Source organism: Virgibacillus sp. MSJ-26, from assembly GCF_018918075.1.
GTDB lineage: Bacteria > Bacillota > Bacilli > Bacillales > Amphibacillaceae > MSJ-26.
The window spans coordinates 1-21,637 of sequence record NZ_JAHLPW010000024.1; the positions used below are offsets into that span (position 1 = coordinate 1).

Annotated in this window: 23 protein-coding genes; 19 read left to right on the top strand and 4 right to left on the bottom strand. The window is 34.5% G+C overall.

Features of this window, described 5'->3' with window-relative positions; translation table 11 throughout:
• The first annotated feature begins 25 nt into the window (after window positions 1-25).
• The 6 genes from KQI49_RS16615 to KQI49_RS16640 all read left to right on the top strand — a co-directional run bounded on the left by KQI49_RS16615 (window position 26) and on the right by KQI49_RS16640 (window position 6,463).
• Entirely contained in the window at window positions 26-676 is a 651-nt protein-coding gene (locus KQI49_RS16615) for a TetR/AcrR family transcriptional regulator (RefSeq protein WP_216490763.1), read from the top strand.
• Window positions 677-712: 36 nt separating this feature from the next.
• Entirely contained in the window at window positions 713-1,399 is a 687-nt protein-coding gene (locus KQI49_RS16620) for a YqeB family protein (RefSeq protein ID WP_216490715.1), read from the top strand.
• Between the two features lie 563 nt (window positions 1,400-1,962).
• A complete protein-coding gene (locus tag KQI49_RS16625) occupies window positions 1,963-2,460 on the top strand; it encodes an MFS transporter (RefSeq protein ID WP_305852339.1) in 498 nt (165 codons plus the stop codon).
• Between the two features lie 250 nt (window positions 2,461-2,710).
• Window positions 2,711-4,162, top strand: coding sequence for an Msr family ABC-F type ribosomal protection protein (locus KQI49_RS16630; RefSeq protein WP_216490716.1), 1,452 nt, complete (start codon window positions 2,711-2,713; stop codon window positions 4,160-4,162).
• A gap of 626 nt (window positions 4,163-4,788) precedes the next feature.
• Complete coding sequence (locus KQI49_RS16635; RefSeq protein ID WP_216490717.1) at window positions 4,789-5,817, top strand: alpha/beta fold hydrolase; 1,029 nt, start codon at window positions 4,789-4,791, stop codon at window positions 5,815-5,817.
• A gap of 58 nt (window positions 5,818-5,875) precedes the next feature.
• Window positions 5,876-6,463 carry a TetR/AcrR family transcriptional regulator gene (locus tag KQI49_RS16640; RefSeq protein WP_371817594.1) on the top strand — a complete coding sequence of 196 codons (588 nt, stop codon included), beginning with the start codon at window positions 5,876-5,878 and terminating at the stop codon, window positions 6,461-6,463.
• Window positions 6,464-6,852: 389 nt separating this feature from the next.
• Here the strand turns inward: KQI49_RS16640 and KQI49_RS16645 are convergent, their stop codons facing one another.
• Window positions 6,853-7,737: a helix-turn-helix domain-containing protein gene (locus KQI49_RS16645; RefSeq protein WP_216490719.1), complete on the bottom strand. Its 885-nt coding sequence runs from the start codon at window positions 7,735-7,737 to the stop codon at window positions 6,853-6,855.
• A gap of 102 nt (window positions 7,738-7,839) precedes the next feature.
• On the opposite strand from KQI49_RS16645, the gene KQI49_RS16650 reads away from it, so the two are divergent.
• The 4 genes from KQI49_RS16650 (at window position 7,840) to KQI49_RS16665 (ending at window position 11,795) form a co-directional block, all read left to right on the top strand.
• Entirely contained in the window at window positions 7,840-8,748 is a 909-nt protein-coding gene (locus KQI49_RS16650) for a DMT family transporter (protein WP_216490720.1), read from the top strand.
• 669 nt (window positions 8,749-9,417) lie between these two features.
• On the top strand, window positions 9,418-10,212 hold the full coding sequence (locus KQI49_RS16655) for a nucleotidyltransferase domain-containing protein (protein WP_216490721.1): 795 nt from the start codon (window positions 9,418-9,420) through the stop codon (window positions 10,210-10,212).
• 33 nt (window positions 10,213-10,245) lie between these two features.
• Window positions 10,246-11,259, top strand: a complete 1,014-nt coding sequence (locus KQI49_RS16660) for a S66 family peptidase (RefSeq protein ID WP_216490722.1) — start codon at window positions 10,246-10,248, stop codon at window positions 11,257-11,259.
• A 101-nt stretch (window positions 11,260-11,360) separates the two neighbouring features.
• Window positions 11,361-11,795: an NUDIX hydrolase gene (locus tag KQI49_RS16665; RefSeq protein WP_216490723.1), complete on the top strand. Its 435-nt coding sequence runs from the start codon at window positions 11,361-11,363 to the stop codon at window positions 11,793-11,795.
• A 95-nt stretch (window positions 11,796-11,890) separates the two neighbouring features.
• Here the strand turns inward: KQI49_RS16665 and KQI49_RS16670 are convergent, their stop codons facing one another.
• Window positions 11,891-12,721 carry a CPBP family intramembrane glutamic endopeptidase gene (locus tag KQI49_RS16670; protein ID WP_216490724.1) on the bottom strand — a complete coding sequence of 277 codons (831 nt, stop codon included), beginning with the start codon at window positions 12,719-12,721 and terminating at the stop codon, window positions 11,891-11,893.
• A gap of 174 nt (window positions 12,722-12,895) precedes the next feature.
• On the opposite strand from KQI49_RS16670, the gene KQI49_RS16675 reads away from it, so the two are divergent.
• The 3 genes from KQI49_RS16675 (at window position 12,896) to KQI49_RS16685 (ending at window position 15,156) form a co-directional block, all read left to right on the top strand.
• On the top strand, window positions 12,896-13,618 hold the full coding sequence (locus tag KQI49_RS16675) for a response regulator transcription factor (RefSeq protein ID WP_216490725.1): 723 nt from the start codon (window positions 12,896-12,898) through the stop codon (window positions 13,616-13,618).
• Window positions 13,615-14,700, top strand: a complete 1,086-nt coding sequence (locus KQI49_RS16680; RefSeq protein ID WP_216490726.1) for a sensor histidine kinase — start codon at window positions 13,615-13,617, stop codon at window positions 14,698-14,700. The genes KQI49_RS16675 and KQI49_RS16680 overlap by 4 nt, the downstream gene beginning before the upstream one ends.
• 303 nt (window positions 14,701-15,003) lie before the next feature.
• Window positions 15,004-15,156, top strand: a complete 153-nt coding sequence (locus tag KQI49_RS16685) for a small acid-soluble spore protein P (protein WP_216490727.1) — start codon at window positions 15,004-15,006, stop codon at window positions 15,154-15,156.
• Between the two features lie 97 nt (window positions 15,157-15,253).
• Here the strand turns inward: KQI49_RS16685 and KQI49_RS16690 are convergent, their stop codons facing one another.
• Entirely contained in the window at window positions 15,254-16,435 is a 1,182-nt protein-coding gene (locus KQI49_RS16690) for a DUF4317 domain-containing protein (protein WP_216490728.1), read from the bottom strand.
• Window positions 16,436-16,573: 138 nt separating this feature from the next.
• Here KQI49_RS16690 and KQI49_RS16695 point away from each other — a divergent pair, with 138 nt between their 5' ends.
• From KQI49_RS16695 to KQI49_RS16720, 6 genes are all read left to right on the top strand, one after another.
• Window positions 16,574-17,614: an enoyl-CoA hydratase/isomerase family protein gene (locus KQI49_RS16695; protein ID WP_216490729.1), complete on the top strand. Its 1,041-nt coding sequence runs from the start codon at window positions 16,574-16,576 to the stop codon at window positions 17,612-17,614.
• Window positions 17,615-17,778: 164 nt separating this feature from the next.
• The gene (locus KQI49_RS16700; RefSeq protein WP_371817595.1) at window positions 17,779-18,705 is read left to right on the top strand and encodes an ABC transporter ATP-binding protein; all 927 of its coding nucleotides are present in this window, start codon (window positions 17,779-17,781) and stop codon (window positions 18,703-18,705) included.
• Window positions 18,705-19,451: an ABC transporter permease gene (locus tag KQI49_RS16705; protein ID WP_216490731.1), complete on the top strand. Its 747-nt coding sequence runs from the start codon at window positions 18,705-18,707 to the stop codon at window positions 19,449-19,451. The genes KQI49_RS16700 and KQI49_RS16705 overlap by 1 nt, the downstream gene beginning before the upstream one ends.
• 23 nt (window positions 19,452-19,474) lie before the next feature.
• Window positions 19,475-19,933, top strand: a complete 459-nt coding sequence (locus tag KQI49_RS16710) for a LytTR family DNA-binding domain-containing protein (RefSeq protein ID WP_216490732.1) — start codon at window positions 19,475-19,477, stop codon at window positions 19,931-19,933.
• Window positions 19,926-20,336 carry a DUF3021 domain-containing protein gene (locus KQI49_RS16715; protein ID WP_216490733.1) on the top strand — a complete coding sequence of 137 codons (411 nt, stop codon included), beginning with the start codon at window positions 19,926-19,928 and terminating at the stop codon, window positions 20,334-20,336. The genes KQI49_RS16710 and KQI49_RS16715 overlap by 8 nt, the downstream gene beginning before the upstream one ends.
• Before the next feature lie 80 nt (window positions 20,337-20,416).
• Window positions 20,417-20,920, top strand: a complete 504-nt coding sequence (locus tag KQI49_RS16720; protein ID WP_216490734.1) for a type 1 glutamine amidotransferase domain-containing protein — start codon at window positions 20,417-20,419, stop codon at window positions 20,918-20,920.
• A 471-nt stretch (window positions 20,921-21,391) separates the two neighbouring features.
• Here KQI49_RS16720 and KQI49_RS16725 read toward each other — a convergent pair whose 3' ends face one another.
• Entirely contained in the window at window positions 21,392-21,631 is a 240-nt protein-coding gene (locus KQI49_RS16725; protein ID WP_216490735.1) for a hexameric tyrosine-coordinated heme protein, read from the bottom strand.
• Window positions 21,632-21,637: the final 6 nt, after the last annotated feature.

Below are 21,637 nucleotides of genomic sequence, written 5' to 3' on the forward strand. Positions count from 1 at the left end.
TCACTGCGTCCTCTCAACTAATAAAATGAAAGCCGAATTCCTTAGCGTAGGAAAAATCGGCTTTCTTTATGTCGAATTTTGCTTAGCGTATGTTTTCCGCGTTTTGTTGGTAGGACCCCGAGAACAAATAATAAAGGCTGCAATTGAGGTTTTGGGGGAAATTGGGTATGTAAGTACAAGTCTGGCTAAAATAGCAAAAAAGGCAAATATAAGTACCGGGCTCATTTCATATCATTTCTCTGGTAAAGAAGACTTGATGAACCATACATTAATGTATTTGGTTGAACAGGAGTGGGAATTTATTAATGAATGTGTGATACAAAAGGAGACTGCCACAGCAAAATTAAAAGCATTTATTGAAGCAAGTTTAGCCTATCAAATAACAAATAAAACAAATAATATTGCTTTGATTGAAATCATTTTCAATGCTCGTACACCTGATCACACACCCTATTATTTATTAGAGGATGAAGAAGAAGATTTAAAAACAAGTTTATTAGGAGAAATACTTCGCCAAGGGCAAGAGTTAAAGGAATTTGGAGATTTCCCACCTCTAGTAATTTCAACGATCATCCAGGGAGCTATTTCTGAATCTATGTTAACCTTTCAAAATAAATTAAGTGTAGAGGAATATAAAGAAGAATTGATAAAAAGTATATTAAAAGTAATTAAATAAGCCAGTAACTATTTGAAGGAAGAAAGGATAAACCGCATGAGAGAAAATGAAACAGTTCTTGGATTAAGTAAGTCAGAAAAAACACTAATCATAGTAGTCCCTATGGTATTAGGTGGTTTAATTGGTTGGTTTATACCTGTCATTGCAGATTGGTTATTAAAACTTCCTGTCGTTCCTTGGGAGGGATTAATCGAGTTTATAGCATCATTAAATAGTTTTTGGGTCTCTATCACAGCAACTATTATTGGAATCGTTGTTGGGATATTGCTAACATTGACTATTTTTGAAGAGAGTCTTGAAATTACAATAACCTATGATAACCTCCAATTAAAATTAGGTGATAAGGTAGATACCATAGATAAGAAAGATATTTCCGCTATTTATATAGAATATAAGCAATTAATTATTCTTGGGAAAAGTAGCAATGAATTATATAGAGAAACTTTTGAGACGAAAATAGATACTGTTCGGGAAACATTTAGGGCCTATAAATATCCATGGAAAGAGAAAGATCCATTTAAAAAAGAGTACCAAAGATGGGTGCTAGGTCATCCAGATTTTCCAGAAAAGCTAAATGCATTACTATACGCAAGGGAGCATGCTTTAAAAGAAGATATAAAGGAGGATGCTAAACATTTACGTGAGGATTTAGCAAAATTAGGGGTCGTCATTCGGGATGAAAAAAATAGTCAATATGTGAGGCTAGTTAAAGATACGAATTAAAAAAGGAAATGACTTTAATTTAAGGGTCATTTCCTTTTTGTTTAAGTAGTTCTATTAATTTGTATAAGTAATGTGCAACACGAAGCCGTTATTTACCTTTGACTTTTTCTGTAAGTCGGTCTACAATTAATAATGAATTTTAATCTAAAAGGAGGATTATTAAAAAATGATTCCTAGAATATGGTCCCTAACTTTGAACCAGTAATTGAATACGTTCAAAGGCTCTGTTTGTGTACACAGAGTAAATGGGATAAGTATGTCCTTTTTTAATAATCTTCATTCCATATAAGAAAAAGTCATTTGCCCCATACAGGCAGTTCGCCCACCGTTTTGAAGTGGTTCTTACTGTTAGGTTTATGCAGATGAAAATATGTAATGTTGAGAAAGGCTGATTGTTCTGCCTTTCTTTATTTATGTCTAATTTTCCTTCCAATGTAAATAATTTGGTAGCTTTATTTGTTAACGGCTCCTGATAGCTCCTATAAATAAGGATGGGTCTTTTTACCTTTACTCTTAATCGCAGGCAGATGCTTGTGATTTTTTATTTTATAGAGGTAAGGAAAATGGGAAATAAAAATTGGAAACGAAAATTTATTGCAATATATACAGGGCAGTTCTTTTCATTACTAAGTAGTGCGGCTGTTCAATTTAGTATTATTTGGTGGCTAACAGATACAACGGGTGGCTCGCCATTGGTACTGACGCTAGCAGGTTTAGCTGGTTTTTTACCACAAGCATTAGTTGGACCATTTGCAGGCACAATTACGGATCGTTACTCTAGGAAATTTATGATGATTCTGGCAGACATGACTGTCGCTCTTGGAAGCCTACTTTTATTTATAACAATGTATTTTAATGAGCCTAGTATTCCATTGGTGATCGTTATCTTAGTCATACGTTCTCTTGCAACTGCATTTCATATGCCGGCAATGCAAGCATCTATACCTTTACTTGCACCTGAAGAGCATCTTACAAAGGTAGTAGGTTGGGGGCAGACGATAAGTTCTATTTCAAATATTGCAGGACCGGCTCTTGGAATGTCTTTATTTGCAGTAAGCTAACTTGAAGGGTATTGCTGTTAGATGTTTTCGGTGCTGTTAGGAGAGGTTTCTAGCGGTATTATTACTGCAATGAAAGAAGGGTATAGGTATCTTGATTATTATAAATGCAGTTATAACAGTTAAAGCGGAATAGGAGGAGATATTCATGCAATTTTTATTATTTTTTTGATACGAGCTTGAACTTGGAATAGAAGCTCGTATCGGTCCTAGCTACCGGTACGAAATTATTAATTTTCGGGAGGTAGCAAACATGGAAAAAGTATGCTTTGAATTAGAAAATATAGAGTTGAATTATTTAGATAAAACGATATTAGAAATAGAACGTTTAGCTGTACATCAGTTTGACCGTATCGGAATTGTTGGAAAAAACGGAGCAGGAAAAAGCACATTATTAAAATTGCTTGCAGGTATAGTTCAACCGTCTAGTGGAATAGTCAAACGTCACGTAGATTTTGCTTATTTTGACCAATTAATAACACCTGAAGAATCAGAGATTGATTATGATTTAAAAGGGAAATTGGCTATTCCAGAAACAGAACTTGGGAACTTTAGTGGTGGCGAAGAAACACGGCTTAAATTGGCACAAGTTTTCTCCAACTATCATGAAGCTCGTTTGATTGACGAACCAACCACGCATCTTGATGCAGATGGTAGCCAGTTTTTTATCGAAGAATTGATGTACTATTATGGTGCACTCGTACTTGTAAGTCATGACCGGTACGTATTAGATCAATTGGTGACAAAAATTTGGGAAGTGGAAAAAGGAACTGTTACAGAATATCCAGGAAACTATACAGAATATGTCCGTCAAAAAGAGCTTGAGAAGAAACAACTACTAGAACAGCACGAAAAATATATAAAAGAAAAAACACGTCTAATGAAAGCTGCCGATGAAAAAATGCAAAAGGCGGAAAAAGTAACACAAGGAGATAAAAAAGTAACAAAAGTTAAAGGAAATCGAATGTTTGAAACGAAATCGAAAGGTACTAGTCAAAAATCCATGCAACGTGCAGCAAAAGCGATTGAACAGAGAGTGGAGCAACTCAAATCCGTAGAAGCTCCTAAAGAGGAACAAATCATTCGTTTTCATCAGTCAAATGCTCTTCAATTACACAATAAGTTCCCGATAATGGGGGAGAGTTTAACACTTAAAGTAGGGGATAAAACACTTCTCAAAGAAGCGAACTTTCAATTCCCTTTAGGAAAGACGATTGCTATAACAGGAAAAAATGGTTCAGGCAAAACAACATTGCTTCATCATATATTAAAACGTGGTGAAGGGATAGCAATTTCGCCAAAAGCTGTCATAGGAGCTTATCAACAAATGGATTATCAATTTTCAAAAGAAGAAACAGTATTTGAATTTGTAAAAAACCGAAGCGGCTACAAGGAAAGTAAAATCCGTGCTGTACTTCATGCCATGAATTTTATCGGTAATGATGTAAAAAAGAATGTCCAAAATTTAAGTGGTGGAGAGGCAACTCGTTTAGTATTATGTCAGCTGTTTTTAGGAAGGTACAATGTGTTGATGCTAGATGAACCAACAAACTTTTTGGATATTTTTTGTATGGAGGCATTGGAGCGATTTTTACATGGATACGAAGGGACTGTACTTCTAATATCACATGATCGTACGTTTGTTGAGACAGTGGCTGATTCTGTATATGCTATAGAAGAGCAGAAATTAGTGTTAAAAAGCTAATATAGATGGAGGGAAGGTATAAAAAGAGTAGGCGAACGAGAAATAATTTTGATTCAATCGTAAATTTATTAAAGAACTGAATTAATAGTGATTCAGTTCTTTTATCTTTCCTTATAGTCTTTTTAGTTAGGTCTTTCATTATATAAATCAACTGATATTATCTTTATGGGTATTTACTTTCTTTAAGTTGAATACAAAAAATTAAACCTTTTTTTGCCTTTTTTCTTATTTCTATAACTATTACATCTATTATTTCTAACTAGAAAAAACATCTGACAATCATAATAAACCCTTGCTAAACCCAACACCAATTCTGTAATAATAAAGATTTGCTTTTTCCATTCAGAATCCAATATACTCTCGTTTTTTCCACCATAGGACCCCAAGACTTTTCATGGCTGTAATAAAATTGTAAAGTTAACTTTAAACAACGATACAAAGAGGTACGATTGTATGTCTGCTAAAATTTTCCTTGGTCCAAATCCACAAATCTCATTTCCATTAGAAGGATTATATGGGTATGAATTGAGTAAATCAAAAACACCTTGACGGATATTTCCAATTGCAATATAATGAATGAGTGGCTCACTCAATAATTAAACCTTAATGAAGGTGGCGAATAAATAATGGCAAAAAGCAATGTTCTTAAAGATATTTTGCTTCGTAGCAGAAACAAGAAAATGAATGCACAAAAATTGAAGACTTATCCTGGTGGTATATATAGGGCTGAGTATGTTGAGATTGGGGGTATCCAACAATGGGTTATGGTTCGAGGGAAAAAAATGGGGAATCCTATTTTACTCTTTGTCCACGGGGGTCCTGGATCACCATATTCCATGTTTAATCCTCTAATTTCTTATTGGGAAGAGCATTTCACTGTTGTTCAATGGGACCAACGAGGCTCAGGGAAAACATACAGAAAAAATAAAAAGAATTATCAAGATACAATGACTTTTAATCAGATAGCCAATGATGGCATTGAATTGGTCGAATATTTATGCTCAACACTGAAGCAGAAAAAAATTGTCCTTATCGGAAGTTCATTAGGAAGCCTAATTGGTATGTTAATGATAAAAGAAAGGCCTGATTTGTTTTTTGCTTATGTAGGGACAGACCAGAATGGCCCAGATCCTGAATTTGAAACATTTGAAGTACAACGACAAGCGTTAATTGAAAAAAAGGATAAAAAAGGCGTTCTCTTATTAGAAAAAATGGGAAAAGATCCAAGGTATTGGAATCGTGAAGACTTTGATAAACTGAACCAACACCTTGTTCATTCTATTGAACAAGTGCCTAATATGATTATGGATTTAATGCTTCCATCGATGATCTCTTCTCCTGAGCATTCTATAAAAGAGATATTCGATATTTTTAAGGGCATGAATTATTCACTTAATCATTTGTATGCAGAACTCATGACGTTTGATTTTGAAGAAAAGATCGGATTTTATTTTGATATCCCGATATTTATTCTTCAAGGTGAACAAGATATTCTTACTCCTACAAAAATAGCAGAATCGTATTTTAACCAGATGCAATCACCCTATAAAGAGTTTGTTATTATACACGGTGCAGGACATTTGGCTTGTTTTGCCAATCCAGATCAATTTTATCAAGAGTTGTATCAGCGAGTGCTGCCATTCACAAAAATATGAGTGTTTATTTTCGATGGTATAATGAAAGAAAACGAATCAGGAGGAATCATAATTGTCTGTGCAAAAATCAAAAAAAGCTGATAAAATTCGTGAAGAAAGAATGATACAAATTGAAGCATCCGCTCTCGTTACTTTTGCTAAAAACGGTTATCAACGGACGAAGATGAGTATGATTGCACAAGAGGCGGGTGTTAGTGAAGGACTCATCTATCGTTATTATGAGTCGAAAGAACAGCTCTTTATAAAGATTGTAGAAGGATTGATGGAGGAATCAAGTAGAGAAATCCATTTGCTTAACAAAATAGATGGAACTCCACTTGAACAAATCAAATTCCTTACAGAGAAAATGTTAGATGAACAGAGTAAAATAGGGTTTATGTTCATTGAACAGGCAAAAAAAGAAGATGAAGTACCAAAGAGAGCTACAGAATTAATGATGAGTTATACAAATCAGAATTTAATTGATTACTTAGTTCCTATATTCAAAGAGGGACAGGAACAGGGAGAATTAATTGCTGATGATCCAAGAAAAGTTTTGAGTTGGTACTTTTACATCGTCAACTTAGTTGTCATAGATGAGCAGGGAGATTCCACATACGGATTCCCAAGTATTGATATGTTATTGCGTTTTATCAAGAATTCGTAATTTGACTTAAATATAAAGTGCTTTTTCTGACTGATAATCTGTCACTTATCTCTAGATTCTTTTTTCTACTATGTCTACTTAAAATAAACATTACCAACTCACGACCCAAATTCGTTAAAATAAATATTCCGATTTCCAGTCGAAACCAATATTATCCCGGTTTTTCCTCAATAGAAACCCGGGATTTTTTATCCTCTTTTCAATACAAATCAATATCTTTTCAATAATTTTTTCATAAATAAATAATGTATCTATCCCTTGTCAATAATGAGGTTTTCCAATATCCCACTCAACTTTAATATCAATAACAATCCAATATTGATTCAATACGGTCCATCCTTTTCTTTTAGTTCTTTTTTCTGAAACCCAGGATAATAGAGGGGAAGGAGTTAACGTTCCTTAACCTTTTTCTCATCTCTATACTTTTTTGGTGTGGTATGAAATGTTTCCTTGAACTTTTCAATAAAGTAACTGACACTAGAAAAACCGCATTCTAATGCAATTTCAGTAATGGTACTTCTGGTTCCGATTAGTAGACGAATGCTACGCTCCAGTCGATAATCAAGAATGTATTTGAAGGGGGTTCGCCCGACATGCCTGTTAAATACTCTGATTGTTTCAGATTCGCTTAAATGGGCTTTTTCAGCTAGTGTTTCTAATACAATTTTATTTTTGTAGTTAATGTGAATATAATCCAAAATACTTTTGATTCTTTGATCGTAAATAGAATAAGCATAGCTTGATTTAAGGACCATCCCATGAAGCAATTCGTTTAAGCATGTTAGAAATTGAATAGTTATGATTAATTCAAAACCGTTATCTTTTTTAATGTATGTTTCATAACTAGTCAATACAGCTTGAATAATACGATTATGTCGTTCTTTGAAAGGATTTAGAATAACAAAGGGAGTGTTCTTTTCTTGAATTAAAGGGAAGATGTATTTAGTTTGAATGTGCTCATCGAATAGTGAGATTCCTATATTCCAACAAATATATGAGGCATTTAATGTTTTTGCGCGAATTTCATGAACAACCCCGGAATTGATAAAAAAACCCGAACCTTCAGATAAACTTATTTTACTACCTAGAATATGAAGGACTATTGTGCCTTTCCTAACAACGACAAATTGTAACTCTTCATGCCAGTGTAATGGAATGTAACCTAAGAGGGTTTTTGAAATATTTGTAAATTCTATTGATTGTAACCAAGCTGGTTCTTTATAAGAAATAATTTCTTCGTTCAATGAATTTAAGATAATATCCCTATTCTTCACTGTATCACCTCAATATTTGTATGTTTTTTGACTGTATTTGGATATAATTACACGGTTTTATAAGTTATATTATTCATATATTAATATTATAGGTGATATCTTATGAAGAATACAAACAGTCGTATTGTAGGAATTATTTTTGTTCTTTTAGGGACAAGTTTTTGGGGAGTTGGAGGTACAGCTTCTGATTTTTTATTTGAAAGAGCTGGTATAAATATAAATTGGTTTGTAGCAACAAGACTCGTTATTAGCGGATTGTTATTATTGGGAGTACAAATGCTTCTGATAGGAAGACAAGCTATTTTCACAATTTGGAAGGATTCCAAAAGAAGGATTCCTCTAATTATCTTTAGTTTGTTCGGGATGCTATTAGTTCAATATTCATATATGGCTTCCATTGAAGCGGGGAATGCCGCAGTAGCCACTTTATTACAATATCTAGCCCCCATTTATATTCTTATATGGTTAATTTATAAAGGTCATCAGAAATTACAAATGTCAGACGTAATAGTCATTTTTCTAACTATTATAGGGACTCTACTTTTGCTAACAAATGGTTCATTTAAAGGATTGGCAGTTTCAAATATTGCACTCATTTGGGGATTTATCTCCGGGATATCATTGGCTTTTTATACACTTTATGCACGTAAGTTGCTCAATTTCTATTCGTCGGTAACTGTTGTTGGTTGGGCTATGCTAATTGCTGGATTATGTATGAATGTAGTCCATCCTATATGGGAAGTCGAAATACATGACTGGTCTTTATTAACCGTAATAGTATTGGGCTTTACTATTGTATTCGGAACAACACTAGCTTTTTGGATGTTTATTAAAAGTTTAGAGTATCTTGAAGCGAAGGAAACAACATTATTAGGCACTGTTGAACCTTTAACTGCAGTAGTCAGTAGTGTAATTTGGTTAAGTCTACCTTTTGGTTCTTGGCAAGTTGTAGGAATGATTTTAATTTTAGTTCTTGTTGTTTATTTATCGTTAGCAAAAAAAGAACAATAAACAAATCGTTCTATATTCAAAATTGCTTTATTGTAATACTACTATATAATTGTATTTCTTGTCTCTACAACTCTTTTTTACTGCTATGTCTAGTTAAAGTTAACATTACCGAATTAAAATAAACATTTCCGATTTCAGAGTAGGACCAATAACTTCTCGGGTAATCTTTTATAGGAACCCGAGATTTCTTTCTGACTAAAGCCTTGTCATTAAAAGGATTTGTCCCATATCAACTAAATATAATCAATAAGATATTAATATTTTAATCCAATATTTTATTTTCCTCTCTTTTTTTATATTCTTCCCCCTATTATGAAAATTTTTATTCCGACATTGGAAAAGATGAAGTAATTTTAAACTATAAAAGGAAGCTTTTTTATAGAATATTTTCTGAAAAATCACAATTGAATTTCATTTATATTTAGGCTGATAACCCAGGAAAGATGATTGAAGAATTAAAATCTAAAATGAAGTCATTAAGTAATGGCGAAAAAAATAATGCATGTTACTAGTTACACAATCTAACATTCCAGCTGTTTTAATATTGTTATGAGTGATTATTTCTCTAAAGTAAAAGTAAGTATGTCGTTTTATTGTTGTTAGTTGACTCTTCTAATTAAATACAATATAATGTCGTAATATTTATTTTGAAGTGGGGAGGGTCAAGTGATGAAGCAAGATGAGGCTGTTAAAATCATTTCAGAGAGCTTAATGAAGGATCAGCGGGTTAAGGCCATCTTTTTAAAAGGGTCAATGGGTAGAGGAGAATATGATGAGTATTCGGATGTAGATCTTTATTGCTTGGTTGATGAAGAAGATGAAGAGATATTTTTAACGCATCGATTAAGACATTTAGAGTCTTATAGGAAAATACTGTTTTATGAAGACTTTTTTATCATTGCGCCTCAAATCATAGCGGTCTTTGATAATCTTCTGCACGTAGATTTATTCACTGTTACTGAGGCAACATTTAAAGAAAAAGATTTTTTCCGTGTATTGTATGATCCAGAAGATCGTCTGTCTAAATTTCAATCTACTCAGAATTTGTTTCTTTCCACAGAAGAATTTACAGGCTGCGCCTATGATATTGCTTGGTATCTATTTCAATATAACAAGGCGAACCAAAGGGGAAATGATCTATGGGCTGTAGAAATGCTACAACATGTTATGGTGAATCTGTCAAAAGTATTATTACATAGATACAAACCTGAAAAAGCTCAATTAGGATTAAAAAGTCTAGAATCATTATTACCTTCTAGACAACTGGATAAAGTAAAAGCAATATTCATGTATATAACACCTGATACTCATAGAAAGTCAGTGTCTTTTATAATTAGTTTAATGAATGATGAAATCAACTGGATCGAATCCAATGTGGAAAAGAGTTCTCAAGCAGTACCGTTTATTAAAATGATGATCAGTCTACTTAGTAAATCACATGAAGATAGAAAAGGTGAAGTATAAATAACTTAATATTTAAAATAGGAGGGCATAAATTTGATACAATACCCATATTTAGAAAAAGGGATGACAATAGGAGTAACCGCCCCATCTTCAGGGGTTCCAAGTGAATTACATGAGTTGCTTCACTCTGCGTTTAAGAGTATGGAAAAGAAAGGCTTTAACATCACGTGTGGAGAAACTCCTTGGACTCAAGATAAAGCCAAATCTGCATCAGCTAGAAGGCGTGCAGAAGAATTTAATAATATGATGATTAATGAAAATATCGACCTAATCATTCCTCCTTGGGGTGGGGAGCTGCTCATCGAAGTATTAGAATTTATTGACTTTAAAAATATACAGAATAAATGGATTCTAGGTTATTCTGACACCAGTTTGTTAATGTTAGCTATTACATTAAACACAGGTGTAGCTACTGCACATGGAACAAATTTAATCGATTTAAGAGGTAAGTATTCTGATGAAACGACTGCAATGTGGCAATTAGTTTTGTCTACCCAAAGAGGTGAATCCATTCTTCAACACTCATCGGAAAAATATCAAAAAGAATGGCAATTTGATAAACCTACTCCCCATATTTTCAATTTAACTGAGAGTACTTACTGGAAGTCAACCGAAAATAAAAAAGTTAAAATTCATGGGAGATTACTTGGAGGATGTATCGATACGATACGCCATTTAGTAGGTACACCGTATGGTGACGTCCAATATTTTAGAAACAACTATATTGCAGGAAATTCAGTGGTTTGGTATCTCGAAAATTGTGAGTTAACAACAACCGACTTACGCAGGTCTCTTATACAAATGAAATTGGCTGGTTGGTTTGATAATTGTAGTGGTATTATGTTTGGAAGAAGTGCGGCTAATACTCCTGTCACAAATTATACTATAGACGATGTTTATAAAGACCTTTCTGAGGAACTTCAAATTCCTATCATATACGATATTGACTGTGGCCATGTTCCACCGCAAATCACATTTATTAATGGGGCTCTTGCTGAAGTAGAAGTCGATAATGGAAAAGGTGCTGTATTACAAACTTTTGACTAAAATAGATTATTAATTTCGAATGATAGCTAGACGAGCTCAGAGAGTGTGGATTAAATTGTCGTTTCATTTTTTAAAGAATATTATTTTATGGGGGTTAGAGAATGTTTATTATAAATGTAGAAGGCGCCATTTATCGAGATGATAAATGGTTGATCATTGAACGAAGTAAAAAAGAAGAACATGCAGGAGGATTACTTTCGCTTGTGGGTGGAAAAGTGGAACAGGAAGGAAACTCATCAAATATATTAGAAAGAACTGTAATCCGAGAAATTTATGAAGAAGTAGGTATAAAAGTTAAAGAGGATTTAAGATACATACACAGCACGTCTTTTGTAACTGATACGGGTTATCATGTTGTTGATATTGTGTTTTTATGTGAATATGCATCTGGTAAAGCATTTCCAAAAAGTCCGGATGAAGTCGAAACTGTAAATTGGATGACAGATCAAGAAGTATATGAACATCCGAATAGTCCTGATTATCTGCAAAGCAGTATTAAATATGCTGAAACATTGAAGAGAGTCAACAATACTTAAAGATTAGAAGGGCTTTTCCCTTCTATACCATGATAATTGTTGACTTTATTAAATTATGAAAAAAATCACTCTAGTTTTATATAGAAAGATTAGTCTTAACCTTCTTGAACTGGAAACCTCCTATAACACATATAAGCAAGGAAAAGTAGAATAGTGATACCGATCATCCCAGTCGCTCCATCAACAAAATATCTATATTCACTTTTTACAGAAAAGATGAAAATAAAAGAACCTGATATATTTAAAACTCCATGCATTAAGGCAACCGAATAAATTGAGCGACTTTTATAATAAATAAATTGCAAAATAATACCAGATAAAATACAGAAGATAATCATAAAAATTAATCCTAAATGATGATGAGGACCAAAATTCAAGTCATATAAGTAAATCATAGGTGTATGCCAAATACCCCAAATCAAGCCGCCATAGATAAGTCCTTTTTTTCCATAAACAGAGATTAAATATGGATATAAAAACCCTCTCCAACCGACTTCTTCACCTATAAAAATAAAAATATTTAAAAAAGGTGCTATTAATAATTGAAGCGCTCCAGCTATGAAGATGTTAGTCAAGAGTGAAAACTCTTCATTGAAAGTAAGCAAATCTTGTTGAATAGACATATAAGCCTGTTCAATTGAAAATAAATTCGGATTGAACATAAAAGAAATACTATAAACAATAATTATAAAAAGAAAACTAAACAATGGTGCGAGAAATAAATATCTTTTTTTACCAAGTTGGAACCCCAATCCATTTTTACCGAAGATAGGCCTTCTCAATACAAGTTTTTGTACTAGGAAACTCGTTATTAAAGGGACAATCATTAGAAATGGCGAAAACTGGTCGAGCTCTAATGCTAAAAATGCTAATCCTGATGTTAAAAAAAGAGTTGATGCAATAAATATAACTAATGTTTTTTTCAATTTTTTTAAGCTCCTTTCAAAAAAAGATTATCTCTTTTCTAATCTCTTATTCACATTGTAAAAAACGAAAGTAAAAACAAAGTAAATTAATAGATAACTGTAAGTAATATTTCCAATGAGAATAGTTAGAAGTGAAAAAATCTGCTAAGCTAGATTTGAAGAGAGGGAATTAACATGACCGATGATGCGAAGATTTTAATTGTCGACGATGAAGTCGGTATTTTAAACTTGTTAGAGATCACATTGCGAAAAGAACATTTCTCACATATAACGACTGCCTCCACGAAGGCGAATGCACTCCAAGCGCTTGATGAGCAGGACTTCGATATTATTTTGCTTGATGTTATGCTTCCTGATGGTGAAGGATTTGCCTTGTGCTCTGAAATACGTGTTCATGCGACAACGCCTATTTTGTTTATTAGTGCACGCTCAAGTGATTTTGACAAATTAACTGGTCTTAGTGTTGGTGGAGATGATTATATTACAAAACCATTTAATCCACTTGAGGTCGTTGCAAGAATACGGGCTATTTTGCGACGGCAACGCATGTATGAAGGGCAAAACTCACAGGAAAAGTCAAAAACTTTTATGTACGATACATTTACTTTTCTACCTGAAAAAGCGTTATTAACTGTTCAAGGTAGTAAAGTGAAAGTAACGGCAAAAGAATTAAAGCTTCTTCAATTCTTTTGCGAACATCCGAACCTTGTCTTTACAGCATCTGAAATCTATGAGTCTGTATGGGGTGAAGAGGCATTAGGCGAGGAAAAAACGGTAACGATTCATATTGCAAAGTTACGAAAAAAATTAGGAGATCATACGAGAGAGTCAAAGATCATCGTGAATTTGCGGGGGATTGGTTATAAATTTATTCCACCAATAGGTGACACATCATGAACGTCCGAAAGCGCTTTATAAAATATTTATTACTAGGATTTGGTATGTGGATAATCCTATTAAGTATTACCGTACCAATCTTTTTGGAAGTTGTTTTGCCAAAGTTAGGACTCGGAAGTACGCGCTATGAGTGGATGGTGCTCATCATTATAAGTCTTGTGACTATACTATGTTTATTTTTATTCGGTTGGTTTTTTGGAAGCCCATTATTACTTATGATGAAATGGATTAACCAACTCGCTCATGAAGATTTTTCTATCTTTAATGAGCGCCAACAAATGTATACAGCTCGAGGCAAATTAAAAATGCGGTACCGGTTATATCAAGAAGTATTCGGGCAGCTTTTGAATATGCGTATCCAGTTAGAAAAAGCGAATATTGAGCGTGCACAAATAGAAACTGCAAAACGTGATTGGATAGCAGGTATTTCACATGATTTATTTACACCATTAACGTATATCAAGGGCTATTCAACATTACTGTTAAATCCAGAATACAATTGGTCAAGAGAAGAACAGCGCCAATTCATTCAAGAAATTGATGATAAAAGCACACATATGGAACAGCTTGTACAGGATTTGAAATTAGCTACACGTTTTGATGCCTCAGAAAAAACTCCCATACATTCATCAAGAGAAAACATCGTCAAGGTCGTGCAACGAATACTAGCTGATGTGAGCAATGATTTGCGAGCGCAACACCATCAATTTGAATTAAAAACAGACAAAGATGATATCCCGATAACATTTGACGATAATTTATTAAAACGCGCTCTACAAAATATATACATGAACTCCATTCTACATAATAAATCTGCCGTCAATATTGTAACGACAATTAGGAAGGAGAAACAACACGTAGCCATCAGTATTAAAGATGACGGTATAGGTATGACTGAAGAAACAAAAAAGAATATATTTAATCGATATTATCGTGGTACAAAGACTAGTCAATCTTCAGAGGGGACAGGTTTAGGTATGGCCATTGTTAAACAATTGATTGAAGCTCATGATGGTGCTATTCGAGTAGATAGTAACAGGGGGAAAGGAACTGCTTTTATAATTAAATTACCGATTAAATGAGAGGCCGCATAGGACCCCATAACAGCGCATAGCCGATAAAGAAGCCGCATAGAATTCCATCACACCGCATAGTCGGTGAAGAGGCCGCATAGAACTCTACGACAACTCATAGCCGATGAAGAGGACGCATAGAGCATAATAACAGCGCATAGACCTGATATGGAAGCACACAGACCGACATTTCGGCACATACAGTTCGAAATGTCTTACAAAAGCCTGTTCGATTGACTTCGTTGTATCCTTATACTGAATAAAAACTTCCATCCTCCTAAAACTAAGACAAAGTGGAAAGGAGGATGTCCTATGGGAGACAGACCAAAAGGTCCAAAGCAACAAGAGCGCCCGAATTTACCCAAAAGCCCTAAACAACCGTATGGAGAACCTTTAAGTGGATCGAAAAAAGATAAAACCGGTAATCACTCAAGACAAAATTACAACCCAGGTCATGGTTTATAGAAAAGCAAAAAGAGCATAATCAATATGATTATTGCTCTTTTTTTAACCGAATTTAAAAAATACAGACTCCCAAAAAGGGGTCTGGCCTCCAATTATTTTAAGAGGTGTAATCCGTCGTCTCAGTCGTTTCCAATTGAAAACCTTCAATCTCCACATCGTCATTAATTTCAATTAACAAGCACCGTTTCCCCTGATAAGTAATATACTTAACATTTTTTAAATCTCTAGGGCTAAGCGAAAGATTCGCGACGTCTGTATTAATTTTAACAGCTTTGGGTATTAAATTATTCGCTTTAAACTCATGTTGTTCATCAGCAATAACCGTTTTGAAAGCATCTTTCACTTTTTCGGTATCGACTTCTTCAATACCGCTTGAAGTTAAAATCTGTTCGACATCCCGATAATCCAAACTAGGCATCTCTGCATCGTCATCATCATTCTCTTCATTTTCTTTTACAATATTATCTATTTTTTCGTAAATATTAGAGACCACGTTCGAGTCCACTTTGTCTCCAGCTACTTTGCTGACAATCAATTGAAAGGTATCTTTTTCTTCTGCTGCAGTTGAGATATCCTCGCAATTCAGTACGTCTTCAATAAACATTGGGTCTGGTTGATTAGGTTTACCTGCTCTGTAGAGAATATGGTTCACGTCCTGGGCGTTATCAGTAAAGGTCGGAAAAAGAAAACCTGATAACGGTGTTGACAGATTGATGATCGGATCGACATCGGCAGTGGATTTGAATTCTTTTTCAATATAATCAAAGACAAGTGAACTTTTCGGTTGACTCGTTTTATTAAGACTGCAAAGAATAAATTTATTGGCATAAACACTGTCAGTGCCACCCTCTTCTGATTCTGGATCACGCTTTTTCATTGGTTTGCGGTATTCTCCATAAATAAATGTCACCACTGTATCGAAATCGTATGCGGTATTGGCAAACATTTTATCAACAATATCCAGCATATAATCCTTCCATTCATCCGTATCTTCCGCCTGCAACCCGGCAAAAAGAATACTTTGTGTACTATCTTCTATATCACGCTTAAACTTTAGTTCAAATAGTCTTGAATCAAGCTGTCCTGTTAAAACCTTTTTGAAATTGACCAAAAATAATTCTTGTGATTCTTGTTCTAACATTTCAAATGGCTTACTAGCATAATGGTAAATATCTCCGGATTCTTTTTGAACATAAACATTAAAAATTTCTTTGATATCCATTAATTCATTTTCTAATTTAAATTGCTTTCGTATATTTGCTATATCTTTTTTATTCATTGACTTCAACTCCCTTTGTTGATTATACCTGTTTAATATTAAAAATGTAATCATAGATTCTGTCTTGAATATTTGTACTCATCTTGCGCATATAGTAGATTGATAGTAAGCGGATACAATATGGGGAAGGAGATTCTTATGGAAAATGAAATTTTATTTTCAACACATAAAAATGGTATAGCCGAAGTGACTTTAAATCGGCCACGAGCAATTAATTCATTAACTTATAAGATGTTAAAACCTTTCAAAGAAAAACTAAAGGAATGGGAAAAAAATTCGGACATAAAATTAGTCGTGTTAACGGGAGCAGGTGAAAAAGGTTTTTGTGCAGGTGGTGATATGAAAACCCTTTATGAAGCTGGACAAAAAGGAGAAGCTTTAGAGAAGGGACGTCAATTTTTCGAACTTGAGTATGAAGTCGATCAGTTGGTCGATGAATTTACTAAGCCAATCATCGCTGTTTTAGATGGAATCGTTATGGGTGGTGGAGTTGGTCTGGCTTACGGGGCAAGTCATCGCATTGTTACTGAACGTACAAAGTGGGCGATGCCGGAGATGAATATCGGCTTCTTTCCTGATGTCGGAGCGGCTTACTTTTTAAATAAAACTCCAGGCTACATTGGTCGTTATCTAGCCTTAACTTCCTCAGTTATTAACGGAGCTGAGTCGATCTATATAAACGCAGCAGACCATTTTATGGATAGTAACGACCTTGAAAAATTCCTGAATGAAGTAAAAAATATACATTGGCATGAATCATCAGTGGACCAAGTATTAGGAAAACTCGTTGATAAATACGTCATGCAGCCTTCTGAAAAAGAGAAAGTTAGAGATTATGAAGATGAAATCAATCAACATTTTAAATTTGAATCAATGGAGGACATTGGCATGTCTCTTCAAAAAGGTGAAAGTGAATTTTCTGCTGACACAGCGAAAATAATTCTCTCAAAATCCCCTGTTTCATTAAAAGTAACCTTGAAACAATTGGTGGATGGAAAAGGGAAGACTTTTGCAGAAGCACTTGCTACGGATTTAGTGATTGCACGGAATTTTATGACACATGCAGATTTCTTCGAAGGCGTACGTTCGGTTCTTGTTGACAAAGACAACTCACCTCAATATAAATATAAGAAATTAAACGATGTTTCAGATAGTTTAGTAGATCATTTTTTTGAATAAGGTGATGGCATGTAACGACCCTATTTTAGCCATCTTTTTTTCATTCATATATATTGATATGTTACACATCAAATACAACATGTTAACCATAAATTCGTAAACACACATAAAATCACTGCCATAATAGAGAAAAAGGCGGTGATTTTTTGTTGACATTAAGCCATGTGAAGAAAAGTTACGGAAAGCATGTTGCTCTTAGGGGAGTGGAACTAATGATTCCTTCAGGGAGTTGTTACGGACTAGTTGGACCGAATGGAGCGGGAAAATCCACTTTATTAAAAATCCTCGCGTCGGTTATCCAAGATTATGAAGGGAAGGTAGATTTAAATGGGAAGGGAGACTTTAAGGATATCATGGGCTATGTCCCACAGGAAATATGTTTAGAGCAAACATTTTCAGCGTTTAATAACCTATCTTTTTTTGGAAGGATTTATGGGTTGAAAGGAAAAAGACTCAAGAGAAGAGTGCAAGAAGTTTTAGAAGAGGTGGGACTGGCGGATCGAAGTCAGGATAAAGTAAAGGATTTTTCAGGTGGTATGAAACGACGTTTAAATATTGGGTGTGCTTTAATGCATAGACCGAGCCTAATCATCATGGATGAGCCAACTGTCGGGATTGATCCGCAATCAAGAAAATATATTTTTCAAATGATTCATCGTTTGCAAGAACAGGGGTGTACGATAATTTATGCCACTCATTATATGGAAGAAGTTGAGCAAATCTGTGACAACGTTGCGTTTATTGACCAAGGGAAAATGATTGAAGAAGGAGCGGTTGATGATTTGCTGCAAAAATATGCTGTTCCATCTGTCTTTGTAAAAGCAAGTAAGCCACTGCCGGAAAGTATGGGTATGGATACATTCGGAGAAATAGTAGATTATAACGGGGGGTTATTGGTAAAGACAGATAATCCACTTTTGGTTATGAAAAGTATTTCCACATTTTATCAATCCAATCACACAGAAGTGGAGCGGCTTGAACTAGTTCAACCTAAACTTGAGGATGTCTTTTTCTCCCTCACAGGCAGTACACTTCGAGATGTGAATCCACTTGCAAAAACAGGTTACACGTCCAAAAAGGAGGTTATCTGATGACAGCAATGTTTAAATTCGAAATGAAAAAGAACTTGCAAGATCGAGGACTGCTTTTTTGGATGATTATTTTACCGATTGCTTTTATAGTCTTGGCGGTTAGTGTCTTTGCTTCAGGAGAAGATGGAACTATGAAGCAGCAAATGATTTTATCCATTGTGCCTGGTTATGTCGTGACATTTGTATTTTTCATTATGATTTCCATGGTCACCGCGTTTTTGAAAGACCGGGACCTGGGGATGACAGCTAGAATTGCCAGTACACCACTCTCACCACAATTATATTTGCTAGGAAAATGGATACCGTATATGTTTATAGTATGGATTCAAATTATTATTTTAATAGCGTTTGGAAAAGTAGTTTATGATCTCCCCATTGTGCAGCCTTTATTTGTGTTTTTCCTATCGATTGCATTATCATTTATGGCGACAGGATTTGGACTAGTGCTTTCGTTATTTGTCAAAACAGAAAATATGGGGATAGCATTAACACAAGTCATTGCGTTAGGTGGAGCCATGTTAGGGGGATTGTGGATGCCGCTAGATTTACTTCCTGACATAATACAAAAGATAGCTCATTTACTTCCTCAATATTATGCACATCAAGCGTTACAAGACGCATTGAATGGGACATTAACTTATAAAGCCTTCTTCCAAGGGCTATTCACGATACTAGCATATGGCTGTGCCGGATTTATTTTAGGCATCATACGTTATCCGCACTTTTTGAAACAAGCGCGCGGTTAACATGTGATTAAAGGGGGATGAGAATGAAAGTAAACATTGATATTGACGAAAATCATGGAGAGCCAACAATTTCGATTAAAGCCAAAGAATGGACCGAAGAATTAGAAGAAATTATAAATATAATAAAAAAACAAAAGACAAAGAGGCTATTTGGTGTAGAAGAAGATCAAACAGTCTTACTTGATCCCCGGGAAGTCGACTTTGTCTATGCTGAGAAACGAAAAGTATTCGCAGCACTAGCAAGTAAAAGTGTTGAAATCAAGCTGAAGCTTTATGAAGTGGAGGAAATGCTAGCTCCCCATCATTTTATGCGGTTTTCCAAATCGGTGATTGGTAATTTAAATCAAATTCGACGCTTTGAATTATCATTTAATGGAACACTTTGTGTTTATTTTCATTCCGGTAATAAAGAATATATCTCACGTAACTATGTATCTAAAATTAAAGAAGAATTGACGATGGGAGGGCAATCAAATGATTAGAAAAATAGTCGAAAGATGCATTGCAGGTATTGCTTTCGGTGGAATAGCGACATTTATTGCCCTAACTATTATGAAGTTCGGTCATATTGAAGGATACGCCTCAGAAATATGGAATCATATGCTCGCGAGTTTCGGTTTAGGTATATATTTTGGCCTTGCATCCCTAATTTTTGAAATGGAAAAGGGAAGTCCGTTAAAGAAAACAGCCATTCATTATTGTTTATCTATTGTTATCTGGCTTATTATTGCTTTACCAGTTGGGTGGTTACCGTTTAATCTATTATCAGTTATTGTTGGAATTTTAATTTTCACCATAATATATAGCATTTATTGGACGGGGTTCTATTTATATTTCAAAAAAGTTGAAACGACAATGAATGAACATTTGCAGAAAAGGTATTAGTTGTAACCCTACTTGATTGAATGATTTCTGCTTATCATATAGAATCGAGATGAGAATTATACAAGGGGGAGTGTTAATTAATGGCAAAGGTTTGTTTTTTACTTGATAATAATTACGAAGACTCTGAGATGACCAGTCCATATGAAGCGGTAAAAGAAGCAGGTCATGAGGCTGTCATTGTCGGGATTGAACAAGGTGTGGCGTTAAAAGGAAAAAAAGGCACTACTTATCAATCAGACATGTCTATTGATAAGGTAGATGCTTCAGATTATGACGCTGTTATAATTCCAGGTGGATCGGCACCAGAAGCGCTCAGAGTAAATGATGCTATGGTCCATTTTGTCAAAGATGCCGATAGCCAAGGAAAGGTTATTGCAGGGATCTGTCATGGACCACAAGTGATGATCAGTGCCGATATTTTAAATGATAAACAACTTACTTGTTACGTTGGCATTCGTGATGATGTCAAAAATGCCGGAGGACAGTATAAAGATGAGGAAGTAGTTGTGGACGGAAATTTGATTACTTCACGTACCCCAAAAGATGAGCCCGCTTTTATTCGGGAGATTTTAAATAAATTATAATAGTTTAGATTCTAAAGTGTAATTTAAAGAGGATGGGACATAAGTATTTTAGTTAATGTAAAAGCGAACGTATTAAAGTATATTTTTTTTAATATACACTTTTAAAATCAGCGTAGGAAAAATACGTAGACTCCTTGAAAAAGAAAACCACTTTTTCTGCGTGCGATGAATCGCTGTCGAAGTATTCCTTGTCCAGCAGGATGAAAAGCTTAGATGAGACCCCGCAGAGCGTAGCACGAGGAGGCTCATCAGCGCCTGCGGAAAGCGAAGTATTTATCCGAAGCGAATAACGCTCGCTTAAAATTGTTCGTCTTTTAATTACTAATACTTAATTTTGTCCCAGCCTCCTTTTTTAAACCTATTTAATATGTATAAATAATAAGGGGAAAGGATTTCGGAAAGATATAAGTAAGATCTTATCCCAAATCCTGGTACAAATAGTTTTGTTTATCCCCATTTTTTAAAATACAACTAATAATTAACTTTCGTTTTCCAATAATTATTTGCAGCGGCCACAGTTTGATAGTGGATGGCGATGACTTGTGAAGCGGCTATTAAACTATCAGCGTTCTTAGAATACTTTGGACGTAGTTTTTTTCTGACACTGACGGATGGTTGCGTTGTTTCAACTCCTTTTTGTGCCAGCTTAACTGCTAAATCAAATCCTTCTTCAGGTGTTTTTGTCTGTAAACTTTTAAGTGACTTTTCCATTACATT